This window comes from Terrabacter sp. 01T434 (genome assembly GCF_056398545.1).
The window spans coordinates 663208-689555 of record NZ_JBFTPP010000001.1; the positions used below are offsets into that span (position 1 = coordinate 663208).

The following is a 26348-nucleotide window of genomic DNA, read 5'->3' on the forward strand; positions in this document are numbered from 1 at the left end:
ACGATGGTGGGAGACACGCGTAGCCGGCGGATGGCTGTGCCGTGGTGCGACCTGCGCTTCCGCCGCTCGGTGTCCGAGCCAGGGAGGTCACCATGCTCGTGTTCGAGGACCGGCTCGACGCGGGCCGGCACCTGGTCGGGAAGCTGGACTTCCTCCGCGGTGAGGACGTCGTCGTGCTGGGGCTGCCCCGAGGAGGCGTGCCCGTCGCGGCTGTCGTCGCCGAAGCGCTCCGGGCCCCCCTCGACGTGATCGTCGTGCGCAAGCTCGGTGTGCCCTTCCAGCCGGAGCTCGCCATGGGCGCCATCGGAGAAGGCGGGCTGAGGGTCGTCGACCGCGCCATGGTGGCGCGTGCCCGGGTCACCGGCGACGAGCTCGAGGCCGTCGAAGGCCGCGAGCGCGCAGTCCTCGACGCCCGGGTCGAGCGCTTGCGGCGCGGGCGGCCCCGCGTCGACCTGCGCGGCCGGGTGGCCGTCGTCGTCGACGACGGTATCGCGACGGGATCGACGGCACGGGTGGCCTGCCTCGTGGCCAGGCAGCTCGGGGCCAGACGCGTCGTCCTGGCCGTCCCGGTCGCCCCGGCGGACACCCTGGCGCACCTGCCCGAGGCTGAGAGGGTCGTGTGCGTGTCGGCGCCGAGGTACTTCAGGGCCGTGGGGGCGCACTACGAGGACTTCTCGCCGACGACCGACGACGAGGTCGTCGCGCTGCTGGAGCAGGCCGACCGCCGGTTCCGCCTGCCCGATGCGGTCGGGAGCTCGGACGGGGACACCGACGAGGACGTCGTCATCCCGGCGGGTCGAGTGGCGATCGAGGGACACCTGCGGGTGCCGCAGGGCGCCTCGGGCGTCGTCGTGTTCGCCCACGGCAGCGGCAGCAGCCGGCACAGCCCCCGCAGCCGCTACGTCGCGGACGTGCTCCACGCCGCCGGTCTCGGCACGCTGCTGCTCGACCTGCTGACCCCCGAGGAGGAGCACGACCGTCGCAAGGTGTTCGACATCCCGCTCCTGGCCGGTCGCCTCGGGTTCGCGACCGGCTGGCTGGGCACCCGGCACGACACCGCGGCGTGCCGGGTGGGGTACTTCGGGGCGAGCACCGGCGCCGGCGCAGCGTTGTGGGCCGCTGCCGAGCCCGACGCCCCGGTGGCGGCCGTGGTGTCCCGTGGTGGTCGCCCCGACCTCGCCGCCCCGCGCCTGAAGGACGTCCGCGTCCCGACGCTGCTCGTCGTCGGGGGCGCGGACGATGTGGTGCTCGAGCTCAACCGGCAGGCGCGGGAGGACCTGTCGGGGTGCACCAGCGAGCTGGCCGTGGTTCCCGGCGCGACCCACCTCTTCGAGGAGCCCGGCACCCTCGCGCAGGCCGCGCTGCTGGCCCGCGACTGGTTCGTGCGCCACCTGGCCGAGGGCCGGGCCGGGGAGGCTACTGGTCGGCGAAGCGGTTGATCGCCGACTCGAAGCCGGCGCGCTTCCCGGGGTCGGTGACCCCGAGGCCGGGCTCGGGGGAGAGCGTCAGCACGCCGACCTTGCCCTGGTGGGCGTTCCGGTGGACGTCGAGTGTCGCCTGCCCGACCTCGTCGAGCGAGTACGTCTTGCTCAGGGTCGGGTGGATCAGGCCGCGGTTGACCAGCTCGTTGGCCTCCCACGCCTCGCGGTAGTTCGCGAAGTGCGAGCTGACGATGCGCTTGAGGTTCATCCAGAGGTAGCGGTTGTCGTACTCGTGCATGTAGCCCGACGTCGACGCGCACGTGACGATGGTGCCGCCCTTGCGCGCGACGTAGACGCTGGCGCCGAACGTCTCCCTGCCGGGGTGCTCGAAGACGATGTCGACGTCGTAGCCGCCGGTCAGCTCGCGGATCTTCTTGCCGAGGCGCTGCCACTCGCGCGGATTCTGCTCGGTGCCCTCGTCGTTCCAGAAGCGGTAGCCCTCGGCGTTGCGGTCGATGATGAGCTCGGCTCCCATGGCGCGGCAGATCTGCGCCTTCTCGGGTGAGGAGACCACGCAGATCGGGGTGGCGCCGCCGGCGAGGGCCATCTGAGTGGCGTAGGAGCCCAGGCCGCCGGACGCGCCCCAGATGAGCACCCGGTCGCCGAGCTTCATCGCGGCACCGTTCTTGGAGATGAGCTGCCGGTAGGCCGTGCTGTTGACGAGGCCGGGCGAGGCCGCCTCCTCCCAGGTCAGGTGGCCGGGCTTGGGCATCAGCTGGTTGGCCTTGACGATCGCGAGCTCGGCGAGGCCGCCGAAGTTCGTCTCGAAGCCCCAGATGCGCTGCTGCGGGTCGAGCATCGTGTCGTTGTGGCCCTCGGCGTCCTCGAGCTCGACCGAGAGGCAGTGGGCGACGACCTCGGTGCCCGGCTTCCACTTGGTGACGCCGGGGCCGGTGCGCAGGATGACGCCGGCGAGGTCGGATCCGACGACGTGGTAGGGCAGGTCGTGGCGCTTGGAGAACTCCGACATGCGGCCGTAGCGCTCGAGGAAGCCGAAGGTCGAGACGGGCTCGAAGATCGAGGTCCACACGGTGTTGTAGTTGATGGCGCTGGCCATGACGGCGACGAGCGCCTCGCCGGGGGCGAGCTCCGGCACCGGTACCTCGTCGATGTGCAGCGACTTGCGCGGGTCCTTGTCGCGCGTGGCGAGCCCCTCGAACATGCCGACCTCGTCCTTGTGGACGGTCGCCCCGCGGTACGTCGCGGGGATCTCGATGTTCGCGTAGGTCTCCTGGGTGCGGTCGCCGGAGAGGATGGCGTCGCGGATGGCCTGCATGTGAAGGTCCTTACGTCGCAGCGTCATTGGTGGGTCGAGACCGTGTCGAACCGGTGTCGAACCAGCGCGGTGTGCCCCCGAACGTAGCGAGACGTGACCCGCCGGTAGCCCGTTCTGAGACGGCCACCACAGGTGACCTGGGTCACGAGGATCGTTCAGGGGGTCGGCGGGGTGGGGCGGCGCGCGGTTGCCGGGTACCGTCGGCGCGTGCGACGACTCACGGCGGGGCTGGGGTGCTGGCTGGTGCAGCCGGCCTACGTGCTCGTCGAGCTGCTCGTGGCGGCCGGTGCCTCGGCGGCATACTCCCTGCGCGACGACACGGTCAGTGCGCTCGGGATGGCGGCCTGCTCGCCCGGGCACGCCGGGTCGGCCCTCGACGTGTGCTCGCCCGGGCACGGGCTGATGAACGCCGCGTTCATCGCCTTCGGTCTGCTGCGTGCGGGGGGTGCCGCGCTCCTCCGGCCCAAGCTCGGTGGGCAGGCGTGGGGAGCGGCCGCCACCTGGCTCTGGGTCATCTCAGGGCTCACGGCCGCCGCCGTCGGTCTCGCGCCTGTCGACCGGCAGCCGGGCTGGCACGTCGTCGCAGCCCTGCCCGTCTTCGTGCTCCAGCCGCTCGCCGTCGTGGCCACCGCGGGGGCCCTGCGGAGGTCAGCTGCCCTGCCACCCGGTGTCTGGGTCGCCGGACAGGTCGTCGGAGCCGTGACCCTCGCCGCTGCGGCTGCGTTCGGTGCGCGCCTCGGTGGCCCGACGTGGGTCGGCGGCCTCGAGCGTCTTGCTCTCTGGCCGGCCTACGTGTGGCTCGGCGTCGTGGCGCTGGCCCTGCTGGTCGCCAGCAGGTCGGAGACCGTGGCGAACGTGTAGCCGTCGTCGCGCAGCCGGCGGATGATCGCCGGCAGCCGGTCGATGGTGACGAGCCGGTCGTCCGAGCCCGTGTCGTGCGCGAGCACGATGGAGCCCGGGCGAACCTGCGATGCCATGTCGTCGACGATGCCGTCCGGCCGACCCGCCACGAGGTCCTCGCGCGCCTGGGCCGACCACAGCACGCTCGTCAGCCCGGCCTCGGTGGCGGCCAGGAGGGCGGCCCCACCGAGGTGGCCGTAGGGCGGCCGGAAGAGGGTGGGAGCGATCCCGTACGTCTTCTTCATGAGCTGGGTCGTGCGCTCGATCTCGTCCCGGCAGCGCGACCAGTCGTAGCGCCCGAGGTCAGGGTGGTCGAAGGTGTGGTTGGCCAGCTCGTGGCGTCCGACGCTGCCGCGGTGCAGGTCACCGTGGTCGCGGACGTTCCGTCCGAGGCAGAAGAAGGTGGCCGGCACGTCCTCGGCCTCGAGGGCCTCGAGCACGCGCGGGGTCCAGTCGGGGTGCGGCCCGTCGTCGAAGGTCAACGCGACCCGGCGCCGGTCGCCCGGGCCGCTCCAGATGACGGATGCCCCGGCTGCGGACGGTGGGGACCGGTCCGGCCGGACCGCGCTGACGGGACTGCCGTAGAAGGGCAGCGGGGTGGACTCGTCGAGGTGCTCCTTCACCCGCACCGCTCCCACCGCTCCGGCAGCCCCCACGGCCGCCCCGGCCGCCGCGGTCAGGGCCTGACGGCGTGTCACCTCCATGGCAGCCGATGCTACGTGGAGGGCGTCTCGATCCTGCGCCGAGCGGGCCCGGCGCGTGCCACACTGGCGCCCTCTAGGGCGGTGAGGTCGAGCCGGGAACGAGGGGAGGTGCACGTGCGACGTGCCGTGCTGGGCGCCGTCGCTGCCGTGGTGACGGCGGGCCTCGGCCTCGTCCCGCTGCTCGTCGAGCACGACCTTCCCCTCCCGGTCCTGCGCAACGACGCGACCTGGCGCACGAGCTCCGTGCTCGGCCCGGCGACGCTGGGCGGCCGGCTCATCGACCCCCTGGCGGAGAACATCTGGCTCGCCGACGGGACGGTGCCGGCCGCGGGTGCGCGCACCCGGGCCACGGCGCAGGCCCTGCGTGACCTCCGTGGTCTGACCCAGCCCAACGGTGCGGTCGCGGCCGGGCCCGACGGACCCTGGGCCTACGCGTGGCCGAGGGACTCCGCCTTCGTCGCCGCGGCCTACGCAGAGACCGGACACGTCGCCGACGCCCGACGCGTGCTCGGCTTCCTCTCCCGCGTCCAGCGCGCCGACGGCGGTTTCGAGGCCCGCTACCGGCTCGACGGGTCCGGTCCGCCGGACGACCGTCCTCGCCAGAGCGACGGCGCCGGATGGGTGCTCTGGTCCCTCGAGCGGGTCCGCACGGCCGGGACGGGACGGACCCTTCCCGCCGAGCTGCGGGCGCTGCGGGACCGGGCCTTCGGCTTCGTCATGGCCCAGACGGCTGCAGGCACGCGGCTTCCGGAGGTATCACCGGACTACTGGGAGGTCTCGGAGCGCGAGGTGACCCTCGGGACCGCGGCCCCGCTCGCGGCCGGGCTCGAGGCCGCCGCTGCCACGTACGTCGCCGAGGGGGATGTGCACCGGGCCGACCGGGCGAGTCGAGCGGCCCGCGCCCTGCGGTCGCTGATCCGCGCGCAGTTCGGCCCCGACTACCAGCGGCACGGGCACTCCGGAGGGCTCGATGCCGGAGTCGCGATGCTCATGCCACCTTTCGCCGTCGTCGGCGACGAGGCCGCCGAGCGTGCCTGGGAGCGCTACCCCGTCCTCGCCCAGCGCGAGGCGGGAGGTCTGGCTCCCGGCGTCGAGTGGAAGAGCGACGGCGTCTCGTGGACCCCGGAGACCGCGATGGTCGCCTACACGGCCGCTGCCTCCGGTCATCCCCTGGTCGCCGAGCACTGGATGACGTGGCTCGACCGCCACTGCACGACGTGGGGCAGCCTCCCCGAGAAGGTCCTCCCGGACGGGCGCCCCGCCGGGCCGGCACCTCTCGCCTGGACCGCGGCCCTCGTCGTGCTGACCGAGACGGAGCTCGCCGCCCAGCGCTCCGGTGTCGAGGCGTCAGTGCCCGGCGTGGCCTGACGGCTCGACGAGCTCGACGAGGACGCCACCGGCGTCCTTGGGGTGGATGAAGTTGACGCGGCTGTCGCTCGTGCCGCGCTTCGGGGTGTCGTAGAGCAGGCGCAGGCCACGCTCGCGCAGCGTCGCGCACACGGCGTCGATGTCGGCCACGCGGTAGGCGAGCTGCTGGATGCCGGGCCCGCTGCGGCCCAAGAACTTCGCGATCGTCGACTCGGGGGAGAGCGGCGCCAGCAGCTGGATGCACGAGCCGGACTCGCCGACGCCCATCATCGCCTCGCGCACGCCCTGCTCCTCGTTGGTCTCCTGGTGGAGCATCGCCATGCCGTACGTCTCCTCGTAGAACACGATGGCCGCGTCGAGGTCGGGCACCGCGATGCCGACGTGGTCGATGTGGGTGAAGAGGGGCTCGGGAGTGGCGCTCATGGTCCCAACGTAGGGCGGCGTGACGGCATACGGAGTGCGTATGCCGTGTGCGCTTGGTCATGCTCGGCGAGGGCCCCACGAGGGCCCGGACTACAGTTTGTCGGGACATCCCCAACGACGTCGGAAGAGGCCTCACCCATGACTGCTGACCGTCCCACCTCCGTGATCGTCGCCGGTGCCCGGACCCCCATGGGTCGGCTGCTCGGCTCGCTCAAGGACTTCTCCGGGTCGGACCTCGGTGGCATCGCCATCAAGGGCGCTCTCGAGAAGGCGGGCCTCGCCCCGGAGCAGGTCGAGTACGTCATCATGGGTCAGGTGCTGCAGGCCGGCGCGGGCCAGATCCCGGCCCGCCAGGCCGCGCACGCCGCCGGCATCCCGATGACCGTCCCGGCCCTGACGATCAACAAGGTCTGCCTCTCGGGCATCAACGCCATCGCCATGGCCGACCAGCTGATCCGCGCCGGCGAGCTCGACGTCGTCGTCGCCGGAGGCCAGGAGTCGATGACGAACGCGCCTCACCTCATGACGAAGTCGCGCGAGGGCTACAAGTACGGCGACGTGACGATGCGCGACCACATGGCCTTCGACGGCCTGTGGGACGCCTTCACCGACCAGGCCATGGGTCTGCTCACCGAGCAGGCCAACACGGGGGAGCAGGCCTTCACGCGCGAGGAGCAGGACGAGTTCTCGGCCCGCAGCCACCAGCTCGCCGCCAAGGCGTGGAAGGACGGCCTCTTCGACGACGAGGTCGTGCCGGTGAGCATCCCGCAGCGCAAGGGCGACCCCGTCGTCTTCAAGAACGACGAGGGCATCCGCGCCGACACGACGGCGGCCTCCCTCTCGGGCCTGCGTCCGGCCTTCAGCAAGGACGGCACGATCACGGCGGGCTCCGCCTCGCAGATCTCCGACGGTGCCGCCGCGGTCGTCGTCATGAGCAGGGCGAAGGCCGAGGAGCTGGGCCTGACGTGGCTCGCCGAGATCGGTGCGCACGGCATGGTGGCCGGACCCGACTCGACGCTCCAGCAGCAGCCGGCGCGTGCCATCGCCCGCGCCTGCGAGAGGGAGGGCATCACGCCCGCCGACCTCGACCTCGTGGAGATCAACGAGGCCTTCGCGGCTGTCGGTCTCGCCTCCGCCAAGGAGCTCGGCATCGACGTCGACAAGGTCAACGTCAACGGCGGCGCCATCGCGCTCGGCCACCCCATCGGCATGTCCGGCGCCCGCATCGCCCTGCACCTCGCGCTCGAGCTGAAGCGCCGCGGTGGCGGTGTCGGTGCCGCCGCGCTGTGCGGTGGCGGCGGTCAGGGCGACGCCCTCATCGTCCGCGTCCCCGCCTCGGCCTGAGCAGCCGGGGTCCGCGCCGCGTGGCACGCCGATCCGTCGACGTCCCCGCCCTGGTCGAGTCGGCCAGGGCGGGTTCGCCGCGTGCCGTGGCGCGTCTCATCTCGCTCGTCGAGGACGGTCACGAGTCGCTCCGAACGGTGATGGCCGCACTCGCGCCGCACGCGGGCAACGCCTACGTCATCGGGCTGACCGGCTCTCCGGGAGTGGGCAAGTCGACGACGACGACGGCTCTCGTCGGGGCGTTCCGCGAGCGGGGGCTGCGGGTCGGGGTGCTTGCCGTCGACCCCAGCTCGCCCTTCTCGGGCGGCGCGCTCCTGGGCGACCGCATCCGTATGCAGGACCACGCCCTCGACCCCGAGGTCTACATCCGGTCGATGGCGTCACGTGGACACCTCGGCGGCCTGTCCTTCACGACGCCGCAGGCGATCCGCGTGCTCGACGCGGCCGGGTGCGACGTCGTGCTCGTCGAGACCGTCGGCGTGGGCCAGTCCGAGGTGGAGGTCGCCGGCCTCGCCGACACCTCGGTCGTGCTCCTCGCGCCCGGTATGGGCGACGGCATCCAGGCGGCCAAGGCCGGCATCCTCGAGATCGGCGACGTCTTCGTCGTCAACAAGGCCGACCGTGACGGCGCCGACGCGACCGTGCGCGACCTGCGTCACATGATCTCCCTCGGCGACCGCACCGAGCCCGGCCTGTGGCGGCCACCGGTCGTCAAGACCGTTGCGGCCCAGAAGACCGGGACCGACGAGGTGATGGAGGCGCTCGACAAGCACCGGGCGTTCATCGAGGAGAACGGCGAGCTCATCCGCCGCCGCGAACGCCGCGCCGCCGTCGAGATCGAGACGATCGCGCTCGCAGCACTGCGCTCGCGGTTCGACCACCTCGGAGGTCACCACGGGGTGATGGCACTGGCCCGCGAGGTGGTCGCCGGTCGCACCGACCCGTACGCTGCCGCCGGCCGCCTCCTCGCGCAGCTCGGCTCCTGACCCGACGCGGACTGCGCCCGAGGACGGGGTGGGCCCTCGGAGGGCGGCGCAGGCGAAGGGTGGTCGCGCGGCGGCGTTCACGGCGGCATACGGTGAGGGCATGCTGATCGCCTTCTCCGTCGCACCCACCGTCGCGGCCGACGACACCGGGTCGGTGTCGGACGCCGTCGCCCGAGCCATCCGTGTCGTGCGCGACTCCGGCCTGCCGCACCGCACCGACGCGATGTTCACGACGATCGAGGGGGAGTGGGACGAGTGCATGGGGGTCGTCAAGCAGTGCTGCGACGTGCTGGCGCAGACCTCGCCGCGTGTCGGGCTCGTGCTCAAGGCAGACATCCGCCCCGGTTGGACGGGTGAGCTCGACGGCAAGCTCGAGCGACTCGAGGACGCGCTGGACCGTCAGCAGGATGACTGAGGGCGGCTGGGGCCTCAGGCCGCTCGGGCTCGAGGACTGCGACGAGCTGGGGCGCGTGCACATGGCGATCTGGCGCGACGCATACGCCGGCTTGATGCCCGCCGACTACCTGGCCGGGCTGAGCGACGAAGGTGTGCGGACAACTGGCGTGAACCGACCGCCGAGCCTGCGGGCGCGGCCGGACGCACGCTCGTCGTCGTGGGTCCCGACGGTCACCTCGCCGGCTTCGGCAGCGCCGGCCCGAGCCGCGACGAGGACGCCCCCACCGAGTGGGAGCTGTATGCCGTCAACCTGGTGCCGCAGGCCCGCGGCACCGGCGTCGCCGACCGCCTCCTCGACGAGCTGGTCGGGGACCGCGCGGCCACGTTGTGGGTCGTCGAGGGCAACGCCCGGGCCAGGTCCTTCTACGCCCGTCGCGGGTTCGTCGACGAGGGCGGGCGCGACGCGCATCCGGCCACCGGGACACCGGAGATCAGGCTGGTCCGTCGCGTCTGAGGGCGCATCGTCACGAACGAGGCAGTCCGGGCATTCGCGACGTGCGACCGGCGTGACCCGTCTGACACGGATCCCGCTCCTGGATGTGTCCTGACTGCCCGAAATGCCCTCAGCGGGGCCCGTCGCCGATTGGGAACCCGTAGCCTCCGTGCGTATCGTGGGTCGCGGTCGGCCGTGCTCGACCTGTCCCCTGAGTCACTGAAAGGCTTCTCCATGCCCCGCGCCGCGATCCGTCGACGTGCTCTTGCCGCCGCGCTCGCCAGTGCTGCCATGCTCTCCGCCTGCACCAGCAGCTCCGGCGACGCCGGCGCCCCGAAGACCCCTGCCGTCGCTCCCGACGCCGCCCAGACCACGGCGGCCACGGCGGTGGGTGCCCTTGCGACGTCGTCGCTCGATGCCACCGCGGCAGGGGCCGCTGCCAGGGAGAAGGCCTTCGTCGGGGCGGCGCTCCAGTCGGCCAACGCCTACGCCAAGACGCTGCCGGGTCGCACGGCTGCGGACAAGGCCGCCGGCGAGCTCTCGACGACGGGCGTCAAGGTGCTCGCCATCTCGCGTGGTGGGGATGCTCCGCAGCAGGTGCTGGCGCAGACGACGCTGAAGAAGACCGGGGCCGCCGTTCTCGTGCTGCTCGTCGGCGGCCAGGTCGGTGCACCGTTCAAGGCGGCCGCCGTCACGCCGATGCTCCCGGAGGCCAAGCTCGACGCCCTCGATGCGACGACCGACGGGTCTGCCGCCGTGGGCGACGGTGCAGGCCTCAGCGCGAAGCCCGACGACGTCGTGGCTGCCTTCGCCGCCTCCGTGAAGTACCCGAAGCCGACCGCGACCAAGATGCTCGCCGACGACCCGTTGTCGCAGCAGCTGCGCCAGTCGGCCGCCGCCCAGTCGCAGGCCCTCAACAACCAGGGCGCGTTCACCCAGGAGCACGACCCCAAGGGCATCATCGGCGGACTGCGGCTCAAGGACGGCAAGGGAGCCATCGTCTTCGCCCACCTCGTGCGCAGCGACGCGATCGCCATGCGCGCGCCCGTCAAGCTGACGCCCGCCAAGGACCTCACGCTCCTGACCGGTATCAAGCAGATCACGACCGAGGCCAGCCTGACCTCCAACGAGATCATCGCCATCGTCATCCCCGCATCGGGACCGGCGCGAATCGTCGCCGCATCCGACCAGCTCGTCGCCGGCTCGGGTCGGTGAGACAGGATTGATCTATGAGTCACCAGCCATTCACCGCAGCAGCACTGCGCGGTGCCGTCGACCTGTCATCGCTCAAGCGTCCGGCCCAGCCGGCTGGCCCCGCCTCCGGCGCGGCCTCCACCTCCGCGGACGGTGCCGGCCTCGTCATCGAGGGCACTGACGCCACGATCCGTGACGTCATCGCGGCGTCCGATCGGCACCCCGTCGTCATGGTGCTGTGGTCGCCACGGCTCCAGGAGTCGGCCGACTTCGTCGCGTCCTTCGGCGCGGTCGCCCGTCGCTACGCGGGCCGCTTCCAGCTCGTGACCGTCGACGTCGATGCCAACCCCACGATCCTGCAGGCCTTCCAGGTGCAGGCCGTGCCGGTGAGCTTCGCGTTCGTGCAGAGCCAGCCGGTGCCGCTCTTCGAGGGTGTCCAGCCCGAGGCTCAGATCACGGCGATCATCGACCAGGTGCTGGCGCTCGCGGCGCAGCACGGCGTCACGGGCACCGTCGCGACCGGCGACGTCGCTGCCGAGGCCGACGAGGTCGAGCAGGAGCAGCCCCTGCCGCCCCTGCACCAGAAGGCCTTCGACGCCATCGAGTCCGGCGACCTCGACGGTGCCGCAGCGGCGTACCGCGAGGCGCTGGCGCAGAGCCCCGCCGACACCGACGCCAAGCTGGGGCTCGCCCAGGTGGGTCTCCTGCAGCGCACCCAGGGGGTCGACCTCCAGACGGCCCGGGCCGCCGCCGCGGCCGCGCCGACCGACGTCGACGCGCAGATCCTCGTCGCCGACCTCGACCTGCTCGGTGGGCACGTCGAGGACGCCTTCCTGCGGCTCATCGACACCGTCCGGGTCACGGCCGACGCCGACCGCAACACAGTCCGTGAGCACCTCGTCGAGCTCTTCGAGGTCGTGGGCGTGACGGACGAGCGCGTCGTCCGGGCCCGCAAGTCCCTCATGAGCGCCCTCTTCTGACCGCTAACCCCTGATCGAAAGAGCATTCCGTCCGCCCCGAGGCGGACGGAATGCTCTTTCGATTGTCGTGGGGGGTGGGGCGGGGGCGGGTGGGAGTCAGGCGGGCGGAGTCGTGAGCACACGTGACTCGTCGAGGTGCGCCACGACGTCCTCGGCGACGCCCTCGACGTCGGACCCGACGTCGGTGCCCTCGACCCAGAGGCCCCATCGCGGCGTGGCCGGGTCGGCCTCGTCGGCCACGACGACCACGTGCACCGGTTCGGGCTCGACCAGGTCGAGGAAGTCCTCGAGCCGGTCGCCGAGCGCGTCCTCGGCGACGACCGCGTCGAAGCCCTCGAGCTGGTAGGTCTCCGCCACCGACAGGGCGGCTGACCAGCGCAGCAGCCGCATCCGCAGCTGTTCCGAGGTCGGCGGTTCGTCCCACCCTGCCGCGTCACCGGCCGTGACCGCCAGCTCGAGCGCCGTCCCGTCGACGAGGACGGCCCGGCCGAGCCGTGTGGCCACCGCGGACGCGAGGGCGGCCCGGGCTTGCGCCCGGGCCGCCGTCACGAGCAGGAGGCGCCCCCGCGGACCGGACTCGTCGGAACTGCTCATCCGCCCAGAGCGGCCGACACGACGTCCTTGGCCTCGGCCTGCACGCGGGCCAGGTGCTCGGCGCCCCGGAAGGACTCGGCGTAGATCTTGTAGACGTCCTCGGTGCCGGACGGGCGCGCCGCGAACCACGCGCTCTCGGTCGTCACCTTGAGACCGCCGATCTTGGCACCGTTGCCCGGGGCCTCGGTGAGCTTGCCCGTGATCGGCTCTCCCGCAAGGGTTTCGGCGGTGACGTCATCGGGGGAGAGCGCGCCGAGCTTGGTCTTCTCCTCGCGCGACGCCGCGGCGTCGATCCTGGCGTATGCCGGGTCGCCGTGTCGGGCGGTCAGCTCGGCGTAGTGCTGGCTGGGTGTCCGGCCGGTGGCTGCGAGGATCTCCGAGGCGAGCAGGGCGAGCAGGATCCCGTCCTTGTCGGTCGACCAGACCGTGCCGTCCTGGCGCAGGAAGCTGGCTCCGGCCGACTCCTCGCCGCCGAAGCCCACGGAGCCGTCGAGCAGTCCGGGCACGAACCACTTGAAGCCCACCGGGACCTCGAGCAGCGTGCGCCCGAGGTCGCCGGCCACGCGGTCGATCATCGACGACGACACGAGGGTCTTGCCGATGGCGGTCGCAGCGGGCCACTTCGGGCGGGCCCCACCGTAGAGGTACTGGATCGCAACGGCGAGGTAGTGGTTGGGGTTCATCAGGCCCTCGTCGGGCGTGACGATCCCGTGCCGGTCGGCGTCGGCGTCGTTGCCCGTCGAGATGTCGTAGGCGTCCTTGGCGTGGATGAGCGAGGCCATGGCCGAGGGGGAGCTGCAGTCCATGCGGATCTTGCCGTCCCAGTCGAGCGTCATGAACGCCCACTGCGGGTCGACGCGCGGGTTGACGACCGTCAGGTCCAGTCCGTGCCGCTCGCCGATCTCGCCCCAGTAGGCGACCGACGCACCGCCGAGCGGGTCGGCGCCGATGCGCACCCCGGCCTCGCGGATGCGGGCGAGGTCGACGACGTGGGGCAGGTCGTCGACGTAGGTCCCGAGGAAGTCGTACGAGCCGGCCTCCGTGCGGGCCTTGTCGAACGCGACGCGCTTGACGTCCTTGAGACCCTGCCGGATGAGCTCGTTGGCGCGGGCGGCGATGACGGACGTCGCGTCGGTGTCGGCCGGGCCACCGTGGGGCGGGTTGTACTTGAACCCGCCGTCGGCGGGTGGGTTGTGCGACGGCGTCACGACGATGCCGTCAGCCAGTCCCGTTGCACCGGGTGCCTTTCCGCGGTTGGCGCGGAGGATCGCGTGCGAGACGGCCGGGGTCGGCGTGAAGCCGTCACGGTCGTCGACGAGCACCCGCACCCCGTTGGCGACGAGCACCTCGAGGGCCGAGCGCCACGCCGGCTCGGACAGGCCGTGCGTGTCGCGGCCGATGAAGAGCGGTCCGTCGAAGCCCTGCGAGACGCGGTAGTCGACGATGGCCTGCGTCGTGGCGAGGATGTGGTCCTCGTTGAACGCCGTGCGCAGGCTGGACCCTCGGTGCCCCGACGTGCCGAAGGCGACCTGCTGGTCGGGGTCGTCGACGTCCGGGTGGCGGTCGTAGTAGGCGCCGATGAGGGCGTCGACGTCGACGAGGTCCTCGGCCTGGGCCGGCTGACCGGAGCGCGGATGGCTCATGACGGGTCTCCGTTCGTGCTCGTGACGGCAGGTTCGCTGGCGTCGGACGTCACCGCGATCCTCGGCGCCTGTGGCTCGTCGACGGGGACGAGCCACACGGTCGACAGGCGCGGCACGGTGAGGTCGACGGCATACGGCTGGTCGTGCCAGCTCTCCTCCCGGGTCTCGACCACGAGACCGGCGCTGCTCGGGGCGTCGGGGTGGTAGCCGGCGGTGTCGAGCACGACCGTCCACCTCCCGCCCCGGGGCAGACCGATCCGGTAGGACTGCTGCGTCTCACCGCTGAAGTTCATGACGCAGGCGACGACCGGCGCGTCGGTCGACCGGTCACCCTTGCCGAAGCGCAGCCACGAGAACGTGTTGTGGGCGGCGTCGTCGGCCTCGAGCCACTCGAAGCCCGAGCGGTCGGCGTCGAGCTCCCACAGGGCGCGGTGGGTGCGGTAGATTCCGTTGAGGTCCTTGACGAGGTTGTGGACGCGGTAGTGCAGCGGCTGCTCGAGCAGCCACCAGTCGAGGCTGCGACCCTCGGACCACTCGGACTCCTGGCCGAACTCGCACCCCATGAAGAGCAGCTGCTTGCCGGGATGGCACCAGAGGTAGGCCAGGAACGCGCGGAGCGTCGCCACCTGCTCCTCGCGCGAGCCGCGCGACTTGCGCAGCAACGAGCCCTTGCCGTGGACGACCTCGTCGTGGCTGATGGGCAGCACGAAGTTCTCGTCGAAGGCGTACATGAGCGAGAACGTCAGCTTGCCGTGGTGGTACTTGCGATAGATGGGCTCCTCGCCGAGGTACTTCAGCGAGTCGTTCATCCAGCCCATGTTCCACTTGAAGCCGAAGCCGAGACCGCCCTCGTTGGTCGGCTTCGTGACGCCCGGCCACGTCGTCGACTCCTCGGCGATCGTGACGATCCCGCCGACCCGCTTGTAGGCGGTGCCGTTCGTCTCCTTGAGCAGCTCGACGGCCTCGAGGTTCTCGCGCCCGCCGTCCTTGTTGGGCACCCAGGCCCCGGCGTCGCGGGCGTAGTCGAGGTAGAGCATCGAGGCCACGCCGTCGACGCGGAGGCCGTCGAGGTGGAACTCCTCGAGCCAGTAGATGGCGTTGGCGACGAGGAAGTTGCGCACCTCGGGCCGGCCGTAGTCGAAGATGTTGGAGCCCCACTCGGGGTGCCACCCCTTGCGGGGGTCCGGGTGCTCGTAGAGCGGCAGGCCGTCGAAGCGGGCGAGCGCCCACTCGTCGGTGGCGAAGTGACCGGGCACCCAGTCGAGCAGGACCCCGATGCCGGCCCGGTGCAGCTCGTCGACGAGGAAGCGGAAGTCGTCGGGGCGGCCCCAGCGCGAGCTCGGGGCGTAGTAGCCGGTCACGTGGTAGCCCCACGACGGGACGTACGGGTGTTCCATGACGGGCAGGAACTCGACGTGCGTGAAGCCGAGGTCGCGCACGTAGTTGACGAGGTGCTCGGCGAGACCGCGGTAGCCGAGCTCCTGGCGCCACGAGCCGAGGTGGACCTCGTAGATGCTCATCGGCCCCTGGTGGGCGTTGCTCGTGCGGCGGCGCTCCATCCAGTCGTCGTCGCGCCAGTCGTAGTGGGTCTCGGTGACGATGGCAGCCTGCTTCGGCGCGACCTCCGTCATGCGCGCCATGGGGTCGCTCTTGAGCCTCACGAGCTCGTCGGGACCGCGGACGGCGAACTGGTAGTTCATCCCCTCCCTGGCGCCGGGCAGGAAGAGCTCCCAGATGCCGCTCTCGCCGAGGGCGCGCATCGGGTGGGACCGGCGGTCCCAGTCGTTGAAGTCGCCGATGACGTGGACCGCCTTGGCGCGCGGCGCCCAGACGGCGAAGGACACGCCCCAGACGTCGCCGAGCGGTCCCGGGTAGTGCCGCACGTGCGCCCCGAGGACGGTCCACAGCTGCTCGTGACGACCCTCGTTGATGAGGTGCCGGTCGATCTCGCCGAGGGTCGGTGCGAAACGGTACGGGTCGTCCTGCTCGTGCTCGACGCCGTCGCCGTACTCGACGAGCAGGCGGTAGTCGTGCGTCGTCGTGAAGTCCGGCGAGGTCATCGACCAGATGCCGTCACGCACGTGCTGCAGGTCGACCCGCTCGCCCGAGTCGAGCCGGGCGCCGACCCGGGTGGCGTACGGACGGTAGGCGGTGATGGTGAGACCACCCGGGCCGACGTGGTGGCCGAGCAGGTCGTGCGGCTGGCCGTTGCGGCCGTGGAGGAACGCGGTGATGGCGGCGTCGTCCAAGGAGGGGCCGTGGGTGGCAGTGGTCATGACGTGCTCTCCTCGGTGGTGAGCCGCTCGACGGCGCCGAGCGGGATCGGCAGCCACGAGGGCCGGTTGCGGGCCTCGTAGACGACCTCGTAGAGCGCCTTGTCGAGCTCGAGCGCCCGGGTCAGGGCCTGGGCATCGGCATCGGGTGCGCCCGCGACGGAGGCGTAGCCGTCGACGAAGGCCGTCCGGCAGGCGGCCGCCCAGGTGGTCGCGTCGACGGGGGACTCGGCCAACGCCACGGAGCCCGCGGCATAGTCGAACGACCGCAGCATCCCGGCGACGTCACGCGCCGTGAGATCAGGCTGTACGCGTTCGGCGAGCGGGCGCAGCGGCTCGCCCTCGAAGTCGAGGGCCACCCAGCCCCGCTCGGGCACGTCGAGCACCTGACCGAGGTGGTAGTCGCCGTGGATCCGTTGCAGCGGTGGCCAGCTCACGTCGCGGACCGACGCGACGAAGCGGTCGACGGCCGGGGCGCAGGACGCGAGCTCGGGCACGAGCGCCACGGCCGCGGCATACCGCTGGCGCATCGAGGCGACGAGCGCCTCGCGGGCCTCCGGAGTGACCTCGTGGGTTCCCAGCGAGTGCGCGAGGGCGCCGTGGATCTGGGCGGTGACGACGCCGAGGTCGCGGGCCCGGGCGGTGAAGTCCGAGCCGGACGCGGCGGCGACGAGCGCCACCCGCCAGGCGTCCTCGACCCCCGGGATGAACTCCTGGGCGAAGGCCAGGTGTCCCTCCATCGGGGACCCGTCGGCGGGGGAGTCCCACGCACCGGAGAGGTGGCCGATGGCCATGGGCACGCGGTCGGAGCCCTCGGCGGTCAGGGCGGACTGCACGACGACGTCGGGGTTCTCGCCGTCCTGCAGGGTGCGGAAGACCTTGACGATGACCGGCTCGGCCGGGCCTCCGCCGGGAGCCGTCATGCGACAGATGATCGAGGTGTTGGACTGCTCGCCGGTCAGCACCGCGGCCGAGGACACGGACCCGTGGACGCGGCCCGTCGAGGACCCGGTCGCCACGGCGTTGTTGCCCACGGAGGCCTGGGCCACGTCGGAGACGCCCGCTCCGAGGATCGTCGCCATGAGCTCGCTGACGTAGACGGGGTCGTGCGGGCCGTCGTAGACCCAGCGCGTGCCGAGCACGCTGTGCTCCATCGTGCCGAGCAGCGCGTGCTCGCCACCCCCCAGCGGTGCGGGGCGGTAGGTGAGCGGGACCTGGTAGACGACCGCCGGGCTGACCGCCTCGTCGGCGAGCAGCAGCGTCTCGCAGCCGACCTCGCCCTCGGGGTCCTCGAACCGGAAGCCGCCCACGCGCCGCAGCTGGGGGATGTGTCCCTTGCCGTGGTACCACCGCTGGTGCGGCATCCAGTCGGTGACCATCTCGGTCTTGGTCGGCACGATGGTGGCGTCCTTGTGAACGATGGCCATCAGCCGTGGTCCTCCCCGCCCCGCACGCGGAGCCAGAAGAAGTCGCGGGAGCCGAGCGTCAGCGTGACCCGGCCGTCGCCGGCCACCCACGGGAAGCCGCTGCCGCCGAAGAGGTCGATGAGCTCGCGGCCCGCCAGGTGCTCGGGCAGCTGGATCGTCGCGGCCTGCGGGCGGCTCGAGAGGTTGTTGACGCAGAGCACCGCCTCGCCGGGCTCGTTGCCGTCGGGCTCGATCGTGCGGGTGAAGGCCAGGATCGCCTCGTTGTCGGCCTCGACCACGGTGAAGTCGCCGAGCCCGAACACGGGGTGGCGACCCCGGATCTGGAGCATGCCCCGGATCCAGTGCAGCAGCGATGCCGAGTGGGCCATCTGCGCCTCGACGTTGATGTTGTTGTAGTGGTAGACGAGGCTGCTGATGACCGGCAGGTAGAGCTTGCCCGGGTCGACGCTGGAGAAGCCGGCGTTGCGGTCGGGCGTCCACTGCATCGGGGTGCGCACGGCGTCGCGGTCGGTGAGCCAGATGTTGTCGCCCATGCCGATCTCGTCGCCGTAGTAGAGGCACGGTGACCCCGGCAGCGACAGGATGAGCGCGTGGATGAGCTCGATCTCGGGACGTGAGTTGTCGAGCAGGGGCGCGAGCCGGCGACGGATGCCGACGTTGGCGCGCATCCGGGGGTCCGGTGCGTACCAGCCGTACATCGCGGCCCGCTCCTCGGGCGTCACCATTTCGAGGGTCAGCTCGTCGTGGTTGCGCAGGAAGGTGCCCCACTGCGTGCCCGACGGGATGGCAGGGGTGTCCGCGAGCACGTCGATGATCGGGGCCGCCTTCTCCTCGCGCAGGGAGTAGTAGAGCCGCGGCATGACGGGGAAGTGGAAGCACATCTGGCACTCCGGCGCCTCCTCGGAGCCGAAGTAGTCGACGACCTCGGCCGGCGGCTGGTTGGCTTCCGCGAGCAGGATGCGACCGGGGTACTCGGTGTCGACCATGGCGCGCAGCCTCGCGAGGAACTCGTGCGTCTTCGGCAGGTTCTCGCAGTTGGTGCCCTCCTCCTCGAAGAGGTAGGGGACCGCGTCGAGGCGGAAGCCGTCGATGCCGAGGTCCATCCAGAAGCGCACGATGTCGAACATCGCCTCCTGCACGGCCTCGTTCTCGAAGTTGAGGTCGGGCTGGTGGCTGAAGAAGCGGTGCCAGAAGAACTGCCGGCGGACCGGGTCGAAGGTCCAGTTCGACACCTCGGTGTCGACGAAGATGATGCGCGCGTCGTCGTAGCCGTCGTCGGTGTCGGACCAGACGTAGAAGTCGCCGTAGGGCCCGTCGGGCTCGGCGCGGCTCGCCTGGAACCACGGGTGCTGGTCGCTCGTGTGGTTCATGACGAAGTCGGTGACGATGCGGATGCCGCGGGCGTGGGCCTGCGAGACGAGCTCGGTGAACTCCGGGAGCGTGCCGAACTCGGGGAGCACCGCCTTGTAGTCGGCGATGTCGTAGCCACCGTCGCGCAGCGGTGACGCGTAGAACGGTGGGAGCCAGAGGCAGTCGACCCCGAGCCACTGGAGGTAGTCGAGCCGGTTGATCAGTCCGGTGAAGTCACCGGCGCCGGAGCCCTTCGAGTCGGCGAAGGCGCGGACGAGCACCTCGTAGAAGACCGCCTTCTTGAACCACTGGGGGTCGTGCTTCAGGCCGGGCTGGGACAGGTTGAGGCCCTGCATCTGTCAGTGGCTCCTCACGTGGATGATGTGGACGGGCTCGGAGTCGGGCCCCAGGCGGACGAAGTTGTCCTGGCGCCACTCCCACGTCTGGTTCGTGATGTGGTCGTGCGCCTCGAAGGTCGACCACGTAGCCATACCCAGAGCCCCCATGTCGAGGTGCACCCACGTCTCACGGGTCGCGTGCGGGTCGAGGTTGGCGATGACGAGGACGGTGTCGCGCTCACCCGTGGCCCGGTCGACGACCCGGGACTTGCTGAAGACCATGATGTTCTCGTCGTCGGCCGCATGGAACCGCAGGTTGCGCAGCCACCTCAGGGCGGGGTGCCATTCGCGGATGTCGTTGAGACGCTTGAGGTACCAGGCGAGGGATCGGCTCTCGAGGGGGCCGCCCGGTTCGTAGAGGTACCACTGACGGTCCTTGTACTCGTACTTCTCGTTGTCGATCTGCTCCTCGGCGCCCGGGCGTGCCACGTGCTCCATCAGCTCGTAGCCGGCGTAGATCCCGTAGGTCGGCGACATGGTGGCCGCGACGGCCGCGCGCAGCTTCCACGCGGTCGGTCCGCCGTACTGCATGTACGGCGTGAGGATGTCGTGCGTCGTCGGCCAGAACGACGGGCGCATGTAGGCCGACCCGGTGGTCTCGCCCGCGAGCTCGCGGCCGTACTCCTCGAGCTCCCACTTCTCGTTGCGCCACGCGTAGTAGGTGTAGCTCTGCTGGAAGCCGGCCTTGGCGAGCTCGTGCATCATCGCCGGCTTGGTGAACGCCTCGGACAGCCAGACCGTGTCGGGGTGCGTCAGCGCGACGTCGGCGATCAGCCACTGCCAGAAGGCGACCGGCTTCGTGTGGGGGTTGTCGACGCGGAAGATGCGCACGCCGTGGTCGAGCCACACCTGGATGACCCGTCGCACCTCTGCGTAAGCCGTGGCGGGGTCGTTGTCGAAGTTGAGCGGAAAGATGTCCTGGTACTTCTTCGGCGGGTTCTCGGCGTAGGCGATGGAGCCGTCGGCCCGCGTCGTGAAGAGCGAGGGGTGCGTCTGCACCCACGGGTGGTCGGGTGAGGCCTGCAGCGCGATGTCGAGGGCGACCTCGAGCCCGGCGCGACCTGCCTCGGCGACGAAGTGGTCGAAGTCCTCGAAGGTGCCGAGGTCGGGGTGGATGGCGTCGTGCCCGCCGTCGGGCGAGCCGATGGCGTAAGGGGATCCCGGATCGCCGGGCTGGGCGTTGAGGGAGTTGTTGCGCCCCTTGCGGGCGGTCGTGCCGATCGGGTGGATCGGCGTCAGGTAGACGACGTCGAAACCCATGTCGGCGATCGCGGGCAGCCGCTCGGCCGCGGACCGGAGGGTGCCGGAGACCCACTCGCCCGTCGTCTCGTCGCGGTGCGCGCCCTCGGACCGGGGGAAGATCTCGTACCAGGCGCCGTAGAGCGCCCGCTCGCGCTCGACGAGCAGGGAGTATGCCGGTGACGCCGACACGAACTCGCGCAGCGGCACGAGCGCGGCGAGTCCCAGGATCTCGGGGGAGGTGGCTGCGCCGAAGCGGTGCGCGGCGGGGGACCGGTTGTCGCCGAGCGCGACGACGCCCTTGTCGATCTCGGACGCGTCGACGCCCAGACCCCGCACGGACGCGGCGAAGCGCTGGAGCACGCGGACGCCCTCGGCGCACATGAGGTCCTCGTCTACCCCGGCGGCGATCTTGATGCCGGCGTCGTGCACCCAGGTCGCGAAGGGGTCGGACCAGCCCTCGACGCGGTAGGTCCACCAGCCCTCGCGGTCGGCGACGACGGTGGTGGACCACTCGGAGAGGCCCGGGTTGTCGCTGTGCATCGCGAAGTAGTGGTCGGTGCCGTCGGGGTCGGTGAGCACGGCCGTCGCGTTGACGGCGTCGTGGCCCTCGCGGAAGACCTTGGCCCGGACCGTGAACTCCTCGCCGACGACCGACTTGGCCGGGCGCGTGCCGCCGTCGACGACCGGGCGGACGTCGCTCACGGGGATGCGTCCCATCGGGAGCGCGCCACCCGGCATACCCTCGACGGTCGGTGGGGTGCTCACGGGGTGTTCGGGGGCCAGGTGGACGGCTCCGGACGCGGTGTCGTCGACGAACGCGGCGTCTGCGGTCGGGGTGGCATCGTCGCGCCGCGCTGCCTGGGGAGGGGCGGCGGTGCGCACGCGGTCGGGCTTGCTCGGACGCTGCTTCTTCGCTGGGCCAGTCACGGAATCGACCGTATCGAAGTTGCAGCGTTTGGCCCACGAGGCGGTGCGGGTCGGTCCGGTGGGTGAAACGCGCCTGCAAGGGTTGCAAGAACCCAACATGGCGACCCCTATGCTGTCCCCTTGTGAAGGCCATCCGCCGCTTCAGCGTCCGCACCGTCCTGCCCAACCGTCTCGAGGGACTCGGCGTCCTCGCGAGCAACCTGCGCTGGTCCTGGCACCCGCCGACCCGCGACCTGTTCGAGAGCATCAGTCCCCGCAAGTGGGCGCAGGCGGGTGAGGACCCCGTCAAGCTGCTCTCGCGGCTGTCCTCCGACGAGCTCGCCGCCCTCGAGGCCGACGACGACTTCGTCGCGCGCGTCGTGGCCGCCAACGAGGACCTGCACCACTACCTCACCGACGAGGCCTGGTACCAGTCGTGGAGCCGCGACCAGGAGGCTGCCGGCAGGGCTGCCCCCGCCGCGATCGCCTACTTCAGCCCCGAGTTCGGCATCACGTCCGTGCTGCCGCAGTACTCCGGCGGCCTCGGCATCCTCGCCGGCGACCACCTTAAGTCGGCGTCCGACCTCGGCGTGCCGATCGTCGGTGTCGGCCTCTTCTACAAGACCGGCTACTTCAAGCAGTCCCTCAACCGGGACGGCTGGCAGGTCGAGACCTACCCCGTGCTCGATCCCGACGGGCTTCCCCTGTCGCTGCTGCGCGAGGAGGACGGCACCCCGGCCGTCGTCACCGTCAGCCTCCCGGCTGGCCGGGAGCTGCACGCCCACGTCTGGAAGGCGCAGGTCGGCCGGGTGCCCCTGCTGCTCCTCGACTCCGACGTCGCCGACAACGACGAGCAGACCCGCAAGGTCACCGAGTCGCTCTACGGCGGCGGCGGTGACACCCGCCTCGAGCAGGAGCTGCTCCTCGGTATCGGCGGCGTGCGCGCCCTCCGGCTGTGGTCGCGCCTGTCCGGCAGCCCCACGCCGGAGGTCTACCACACGAATGAGGGCCACGCCGGCTTCCTCGGCGTCGAGCGCATCACCGAGCTCGTCCGCGACCACGGCCTGACCTTCGACGACGCCCTCGAGGCCGTCCGCGCGGCAACGGTCTTCACGACGCACACGCCCGTCCCGGCCGGTATCGACCGTTTCGACGCCGCCAAGATCAACCTCTTCTTCGGCGGGGCGAACGCCATCCCCGGGGTCCCGGTCGAGCGGCTGCTGGCGCTCGGCGCCGAGGACTACGACGGTGGTCAGCCGGGCATCTTCAACATGGCCGTCATGGGCCTGCGCCTCGCGCAGCGCGCCAACGGCGTCTCGCAGCTCCACGGTGTCGTCAGCCGGGAGATGTTCGACGGCCTGTGGCCGGGCTTCGACGACGTCGAGGTCCCGATCTCCAGCATCACCAACGGTGTCCACGCGCCGACCTGGGTCGACCGGGCCGTCTACGACGTCGCTCGCAAGTACCTCGGCACCACCGACATCGCCAGCCAGGACGACTGGGAGCGCATCGACGAGGTGCCGGCCGACGCGGTCTGGTCGACGAAGCGCGAGATGCGGGAGAAGCTCGTCACCGACGTCCGGCGCCGCGTCAAGTCCTCGTGGCACAAGCGTGGTGCGAGCGACGCCGAGCTCGGGTGGGTCGACGACGTGCTCGACCCGGACGTCCTGACGATCGGCTTCGCCCGCAGGGTGCCGACGTACAAGCGCCTCACCCTGATGCTGCGCGACCCGGAGCGGCTCAAGCGCCTCCTGCTCCACCCGGAGCGTCCGGTGCAGCTCGTCATCGCCGGCAAGTCCCACCCCGCCGACGAGACCGGCAAGCGCCTCATCCAGGAGATGGTCCGCTTCGCCGACGACCCCGAGGTGCGCCACCGCATCGTCTTCCTGCCGAACTACGACATCGCCATGGCCCAGCACCTCTACCCGGGCTGCGACGTCTGGCTCAACAACCCGCTGCGCCCCTTCGAGGCGTGCGGCACGTCGGGCATGAAGGCCGCCCTCAACGGCGGTCTCAACCTCTCCATCCTGGACGGCTGGTGGGACGAGTGGTTCGACGGCCGCAACGGCTGGGCCATCCCGACCGCGGACGGTGTCGAGGACGCCGACCGGCGTGACGACATCGAGGCCTCCGCGCTCTACGACCTCATCGAGAACGACGTCGCCGCGAAGTTCTACGACCGCGACGCCGCGGGCCTGCCGCAGGGCTGGATCGACATGATGACCCACACCCTCAAGACGCTAGGCCCGAAGGTGCTCGCGAGCCGGATGGTGCAGGACTACACCGAGCAGCTCTACAGCCCCGCGGCCGGTGCCGGACGCTCGGTCGCAGCAGCGGAGTTCGCCGGTGCCAAGGACCTCGCCGCCTTCAAGGCGAAGATCCGCACGGCGTGGCCGAAGGTCAAGGTCGAGCACGTCGAGCCCTCGGGCGTGTCGGACTCGCCGCAGGTCGGCGACGTGCTCGACCTGCGCGCCTACGTGTCGCTCGACGGCCTGACCCCCGACGACGTCGAGGTGCAGCTCGTCCACGGCCACGTCAACGACGTCGACGAGCTGTGGGGCGTGGAAGTCGCCCCGCTCGCCCTCGTCGAGTCCTACGACGACGACCGCCACCAGTTCGCCGGCTCCCAGAAGCTCCGACGCACCGGCTCGTTCGGCTACAGCGTGCGCGTGGTGCCCAAGCACCCGGGACTTGCCGGACCTGCCGAGCTGGGACTGGCACGCAACGCCTGACCCTCCAGCCTGACGTGAAGAGCCCGGACCCCCGAGCGGGGTCTGGGCTCTCTCACATCCGCCGTCGAGCTAGGTCCTGGTCGAGCTCCAGACGCGCATCGATGCCGCAGCCATCGACACGAAGTCGCCCGCTGGGACGGAATCGCTTGGGGGAGTGGGGCGCTCGTCAGCACTGTCCCAAAGGAGCGCGTATGCCGTCACGCCCGGCGCCGCTGGGAGCGTGACGTCGACGGCGCCCGCCGAACCGTTGACGACGATGAGCACCGACTGCTCGGAGGTCGCGGCCCCGTTGTAGAGACCCTGCAGCACGGCGACCGCGGGTCCGTCCCAGTGCTCGCCCATCGGCTCACCGTCGGCCCTGAACCACGCGAGGTCGGTCGAGCCGTCGGGCTGGACCCTCCGGCCGGAGAAGAACGCCCGCTGCCGAAGGACGGCGTGGTCGCGACGCAGACGCGCGAGGTGGCGCGTGGTCTCGAGCAGGTCCTCCTGCCACGGGTCGAGGTCCCACGACGTCCAGCTGATCTCGTTGTCCTGGGCGTACGGGTTGTTGTTTCCGCGCTGGCTGCGGCCGATCTCGTCACCGGCGCCCAGCATCGGCACACCGGTGGACAGCAGCAGCGTCCCCAGCAGGTTGCGCATCGACCGGCGTCGGGCGGCGGCGATGTCGGGGTCGTCCGTGCGCCCCTCGACGCCGTGGTTCCACGACCGGTTGTCGTTGGACCCGTCCGTCCCGCTGTGACCGTTGGCCCCGTTGTGCTTCGTGTCGTACACCGTGAGGTCGGCCAGCGTGAACCCGTCGTGGGCGGTGACGAAGTTGACCGAGGCGATGGTGCCGCGGTCGTGCCGGTCGAAGAGGTCCTGCGACCCGGCGAGCCGGGTGGCCAGCTCACGGACGCCGTGGCCGACGCCGCCCGACGCGGAAGCGGCCAGGTCGCGCAGCCAGAAGGTGCGAGTCGCGTCCCGGTAGCGGTCGTTCCACTCGGAGAACGGCGGGGGGAACTGCCCGGTGCGCCAGCCGTGCAGACCGAGGTCCCACGGCTCGGCGATGAGCTTCGCGCGTGACAGGCACGGGTCGGTGCGCAGCGCCACGAGGAAGGGGTGGTCGCTGTCGTAGCCGTCGTCCTTGCCGCGGCCCAGCGCGACGGCGAGGTCGAAGCGGAAGCCGTCGACGTGGCACTCCTGCACCCAGTAGCGCAACGAGTCGAGGACCATCCGCGCCACGACGGGGTGCGTCAGGTCGAGGGTGTTGCCGCATCCGGTGACGTCGATGTCGCGACCGCGACCGTCGAGGCGGTAGTAGGCGCGCTGGTCGAGCCCTCGCCACGACAGGGTCATGTGCTCCCGGGAGTTCTCCGCCGTGTGGTTGTAGACGACGTCGAGCAGCACCTCGATGCCGGCGGCGTGCAGGTCCTTGACCATCGTCTTGAACTCGTCGAGGGCGCCCTGCGGGTCCGGCGTCGACGCGTACGCCGCGTGCGGCGCGAAGAAGCCGAGCGTGTTGTAGCCCCAGTGGTTCGTCAGCCCGCGCAGCACGAGGTCCGGCTCGTGCGTGAAGGTGTGTACCGGCAGCAGCTCGACGGCCGTGACACCCAGCTCGAGGAGGTGGTCGACGAACGCGGGATGGGCGAGGCCGGCATACGTCCCGCGGAGCTCCTCCGGGACGCCGGGATGCAGCTTCGTGGCGTTCTTGACGTGCACCTCGTAGATCAGCGACTCCGTGAGGGAGCGCCTCGGGAACTCGTCTGCGCCCCAGTCGAACTCGTCCTCGACGATGACGCAACGTGGCATGTGTGGCGCGGAGTCGCGGTCGTCGCGCACCGAGAGGTCGCCGCGGAGGTCGGGACCGACGCGATGGGCGTAGAGGGCGCGGTCGAGGTGCACGCCGCCCTCGATGGCGCGGGCGTAGGGGTCGAGGAGCAGCTTCGCGGGGTTGTGCAGCAGCGACCGGTCCGGGTCCCAGTCCCCGTCGACGCGGAAGGCGTAGCGCTGGCCGGCCGCGACACCGGGCACGGTGTCGAACCACGTCCCGTGGGCGCGGTGACGCAGCGGCACCCGCCGTTCCGTCGTCGTGCCGTCGGCGGCCGGGTCGAAGAGGCAGACCTCGACGGAGCGGGCGTGGCCTGCGTAGACGGAGAACTGCGCCCCCTCGGCGGTCAGCCGGACCCCGAGCTCCGGAGGCAGGTCGGGCGTCGCGGGCGGAGGCGGGCACATGTGTCCGAGCGTAGGGGTGGTCCGCCC

The 26348-nt window shown here is 71.3% G+C and carries 20 protein-coding genes; 10 read left to right on the plus strand and 10 right to left on the minus strand.

The features are described 5' to 3' along the window. The first annotated feature begins 92 nt into the window (after positions 1-92). Positions 93-1439 carry a phosphoribosyltransferase family protein gene (locus tag AC1DIW_RS03170; RefSeq protein ID WP_478106425.1) on the plus strand — a complete coding sequence of 449 codons (1347 nt, stop codon included), beginning with the start codon at positions 93-95 and terminating at the stop codon, positions 1437-1439. Here AC1DIW_RS03170 and ccrA read toward each other — a convergent pair. Next, on the minus strand, positions 1417-2757 hold the full coding sequence (gene ccrA, locus AC1DIW_RS03175) for a crotonyl-CoA carboxylase/reductase (RefSeq protein WP_442280519.1): 1341 nt from the start codon (positions 2755-2757) through the stop codon (positions 1417-1419). The two genes, AC1DIW_RS03170 and ccrA, sit on opposite strands and share 23 nt — an antisense overlap. Before the next feature lie 207 nt (positions 2758-2964). Here ccrA and AC1DIW_RS03180 point away from each other — a divergent pair, with 207 nt between their 5' ends. Next, a complete protein-coding gene (locus tag AC1DIW_RS03180) occupies positions 2965-3618 on the plus strand; it encodes a DUF998 domain-containing protein (RefSeq protein ID WP_478106426.1) in 654 nt (217 codons plus the stop codon). Here the strand turns inward: AC1DIW_RS03180 and AC1DIW_RS03185 are convergent. Beyond that, positions 3546-4361, minus strand: coding sequence for a polysaccharide deacetylase family protein (locus AC1DIW_RS03185; RefSeq protein ID WP_478106427.1), 816 nt, complete (start codon positions 4359-4361; stop codon positions 3546-3548). The two genes, AC1DIW_RS03180 and AC1DIW_RS03185, sit on opposite strands and share 73 nt — an antisense overlap. 114 nt (positions 4362-4475) lie before the next feature. Between AC1DIW_RS03185 and AC1DIW_RS03190 the strand changes: the two genes are divergently transcribed. After that, complete coding sequence (locus tag AC1DIW_RS03190; protein WP_478106428.1) at positions 4476-5729, plus strand: glycoside hydrolase family 15; 1254 nt, start codon at positions 4476-4478, stop codon at positions 5727-5729. Here the strand turns inward: AC1DIW_RS03190 and mce are convergent. Beyond that, on the minus strand, positions 5709-6152 hold the full coding sequence (mce, locus tag AC1DIW_RS03195; RefSeq protein WP_478106429.1) for a methylmalonyl-CoA epimerase: 444 nt from the start codon (positions 6150-6152) through the stop codon (positions 5709-5711). The genes AC1DIW_RS03190 and mce overlap by 21 nt on opposite strands. A 138-nt stretch (positions 6153-6290) precedes the next feature. On the opposite strand from mce, the gene AC1DIW_RS03200 reads away from it, so the two are divergent. The 6 genes from AC1DIW_RS03200 to AC1DIW_RS03225 all read left to right on the plus strand — a co-directional run bounded on the left by AC1DIW_RS03200 (position 6291) and on the right by AC1DIW_RS03225 (position 11545). Beyond that, positions 6291-7496: an acetyl-CoA C-acetyltransferase gene (locus AC1DIW_RS03200; protein WP_442280524.1), complete on the plus strand. Its 1206-nt coding sequence runs from the start codon at positions 6291-6293 to the stop codon at positions 7494-7496. Between the two features lie 20 nt (positions 7497-7516). Further along, complete coding sequence (gene meaB / locus AC1DIW_RS03205; protein ID WP_478106430.1) at positions 7517-8482, plus strand: methylmalonyl Co-A mutase-associated GTPase MeaB; 966 nt, start codon at positions 7517-7519, stop codon at positions 8480-8482. A 100-nt stretch (positions 8483-8582) separates the two neighbouring features. Further along, a complete protein-coding gene (locus tag AC1DIW_RS03210) occupies positions 8583-8897 on the plus strand; it encodes a thiamine-binding protein (protein WP_442280526.1) in 315 nt (104 codons plus the stop codon). A gap of 81 nt (positions 8898-8978) precedes the next feature. Continuing rightward, positions 8979-9392, plus strand: coding sequence for an N-acetyltransferase family protein (locus AC1DIW_RS03215; protein ID WP_478106707.1), 414 nt, complete (start codon positions 8979-8981; stop codon positions 9390-9392). A gap of 213 nt (positions 9393-9605) precedes the next feature. Further along, positions 9606-10586 carry a hypothetical protein gene (locus AC1DIW_RS03220; RefSeq protein ID WP_478106431.1) on the plus strand — a complete coding sequence of 327 codons (981 nt, stop codon included), beginning with the start codon at positions 9606-9608 and terminating at the stop codon, positions 10584-10586. A gap of 14 nt (positions 10587-10600) precedes the next feature. Beyond that, positions 10601-11545 carry a co-chaperone YbbN gene (locus tag AC1DIW_RS03225; protein ID WP_478106432.1) on the plus strand — a complete coding sequence of 315 codons (945 nt, stop codon included), beginning with the start codon at positions 10601-10603 and terminating at the stop codon, positions 11543-11545. 96 nt (positions 11546-11641) lie between these two features. Here AC1DIW_RS03225 and AC1DIW_RS03230 read toward each other — a convergent pair whose 3' ends face one another. Genes AC1DIW_RS03230 through AC1DIW_RS03255 form a run of 6 tightly spaced genes read right to left on the minus strand, consistent with a single transcriptional unit; the run spans position 11642 to position 21210 of the window. Further along, positions 11642-12139: a hypothetical protein gene (locus AC1DIW_RS03230; RefSeq protein WP_478106433.1), complete on the minus strand. Its 498-nt coding sequence runs from the start codon at positions 12137-12139 to the stop codon at positions 11642-11644. Then, positions 12136-13782 (minus strand): phosphoglucomutase (alpha-D-glucose-1,6-bisphosphate-dependent), encoded by a 1647-nt coding sequence (pgm, locus tag AC1DIW_RS03235; protein ID WP_478106434.1) that lies wholly within the window; start codon positions 13780-13782, stop codon positions 12136-12138. Before pgm ends, AC1DIW_RS03230 begins: the two co-directional genes overlap by 4 nt. Next, positions 13779-16058 carry a 1,4-alpha-glucan branching protein GlgB gene (gene glgB / locus AC1DIW_RS03240; RefSeq protein ID WP_478106435.1) on the minus strand — a complete coding sequence of 760 codons (2280 nt, stop codon included), beginning with the start codon at positions 16056-16058 and terminating at the stop codon, positions 13779-13781. The genes pgm and glgB overlap by 4 nt, the downstream gene beginning before the upstream one ends. Further along, entirely contained in the window at positions 16055-17482 is a 1428-nt protein-coding gene (locus AC1DIW_RS03245; RefSeq protein WP_478106436.1) for a maltokinase N-terminal cap-like domain-containing protein, read from the minus strand. The genes glgB and AC1DIW_RS03245 overlap by 4 nt, the downstream gene beginning before the upstream one ends. Beyond that, complete coding sequence (gene treS, locus AC1DIW_RS03250; protein ID WP_442280534.1) at positions 17482-19188, minus strand: maltose alpha-D-glucosyltransferase; 1707 nt, start codon at positions 19186-19188, stop codon at positions 17482-17484. Before treS ends, AC1DIW_RS03245 begins: the two co-directional genes overlap by 1 nt. 3 nt (positions 19189-19191) lie before the next feature. Next, a complete protein-coding gene (locus AC1DIW_RS03255; protein ID WP_442280559.1) occupies positions 19192-21210 on the minus strand; it encodes an alpha-1,4-glucan--maltose-1-phosphate maltosyltransferase in 2019 nt (672 codons plus the stop codon). Between the two features lie 311 nt (positions 21211-21521). Between AC1DIW_RS03255 and glgP the strand changes: the two genes are divergently transcribed. Next, positions 21522-24110, plus strand: a complete 2589-nt coding sequence (gene glgP, locus AC1DIW_RS03260; RefSeq protein WP_478106437.1) for an alpha-glucan family phosphorylase — start codon at positions 21522-21524, stop codon at positions 24108-24110. Between the two features lie 69 nt (positions 24111-24179). On the opposite strand, the gene glgX is transcribed toward glgP, so the two are convergent. Further along, positions 24180-26321, minus strand: coding sequence for a glycogen debranching protein GlgX (gene glgX / locus AC1DIW_RS03265; protein WP_478106438.1), 2142 nt, complete (start codon positions 26319-26321; stop codon positions 24180-24182). Positions 26322-26348: the final 27 nt, after the last annotated feature.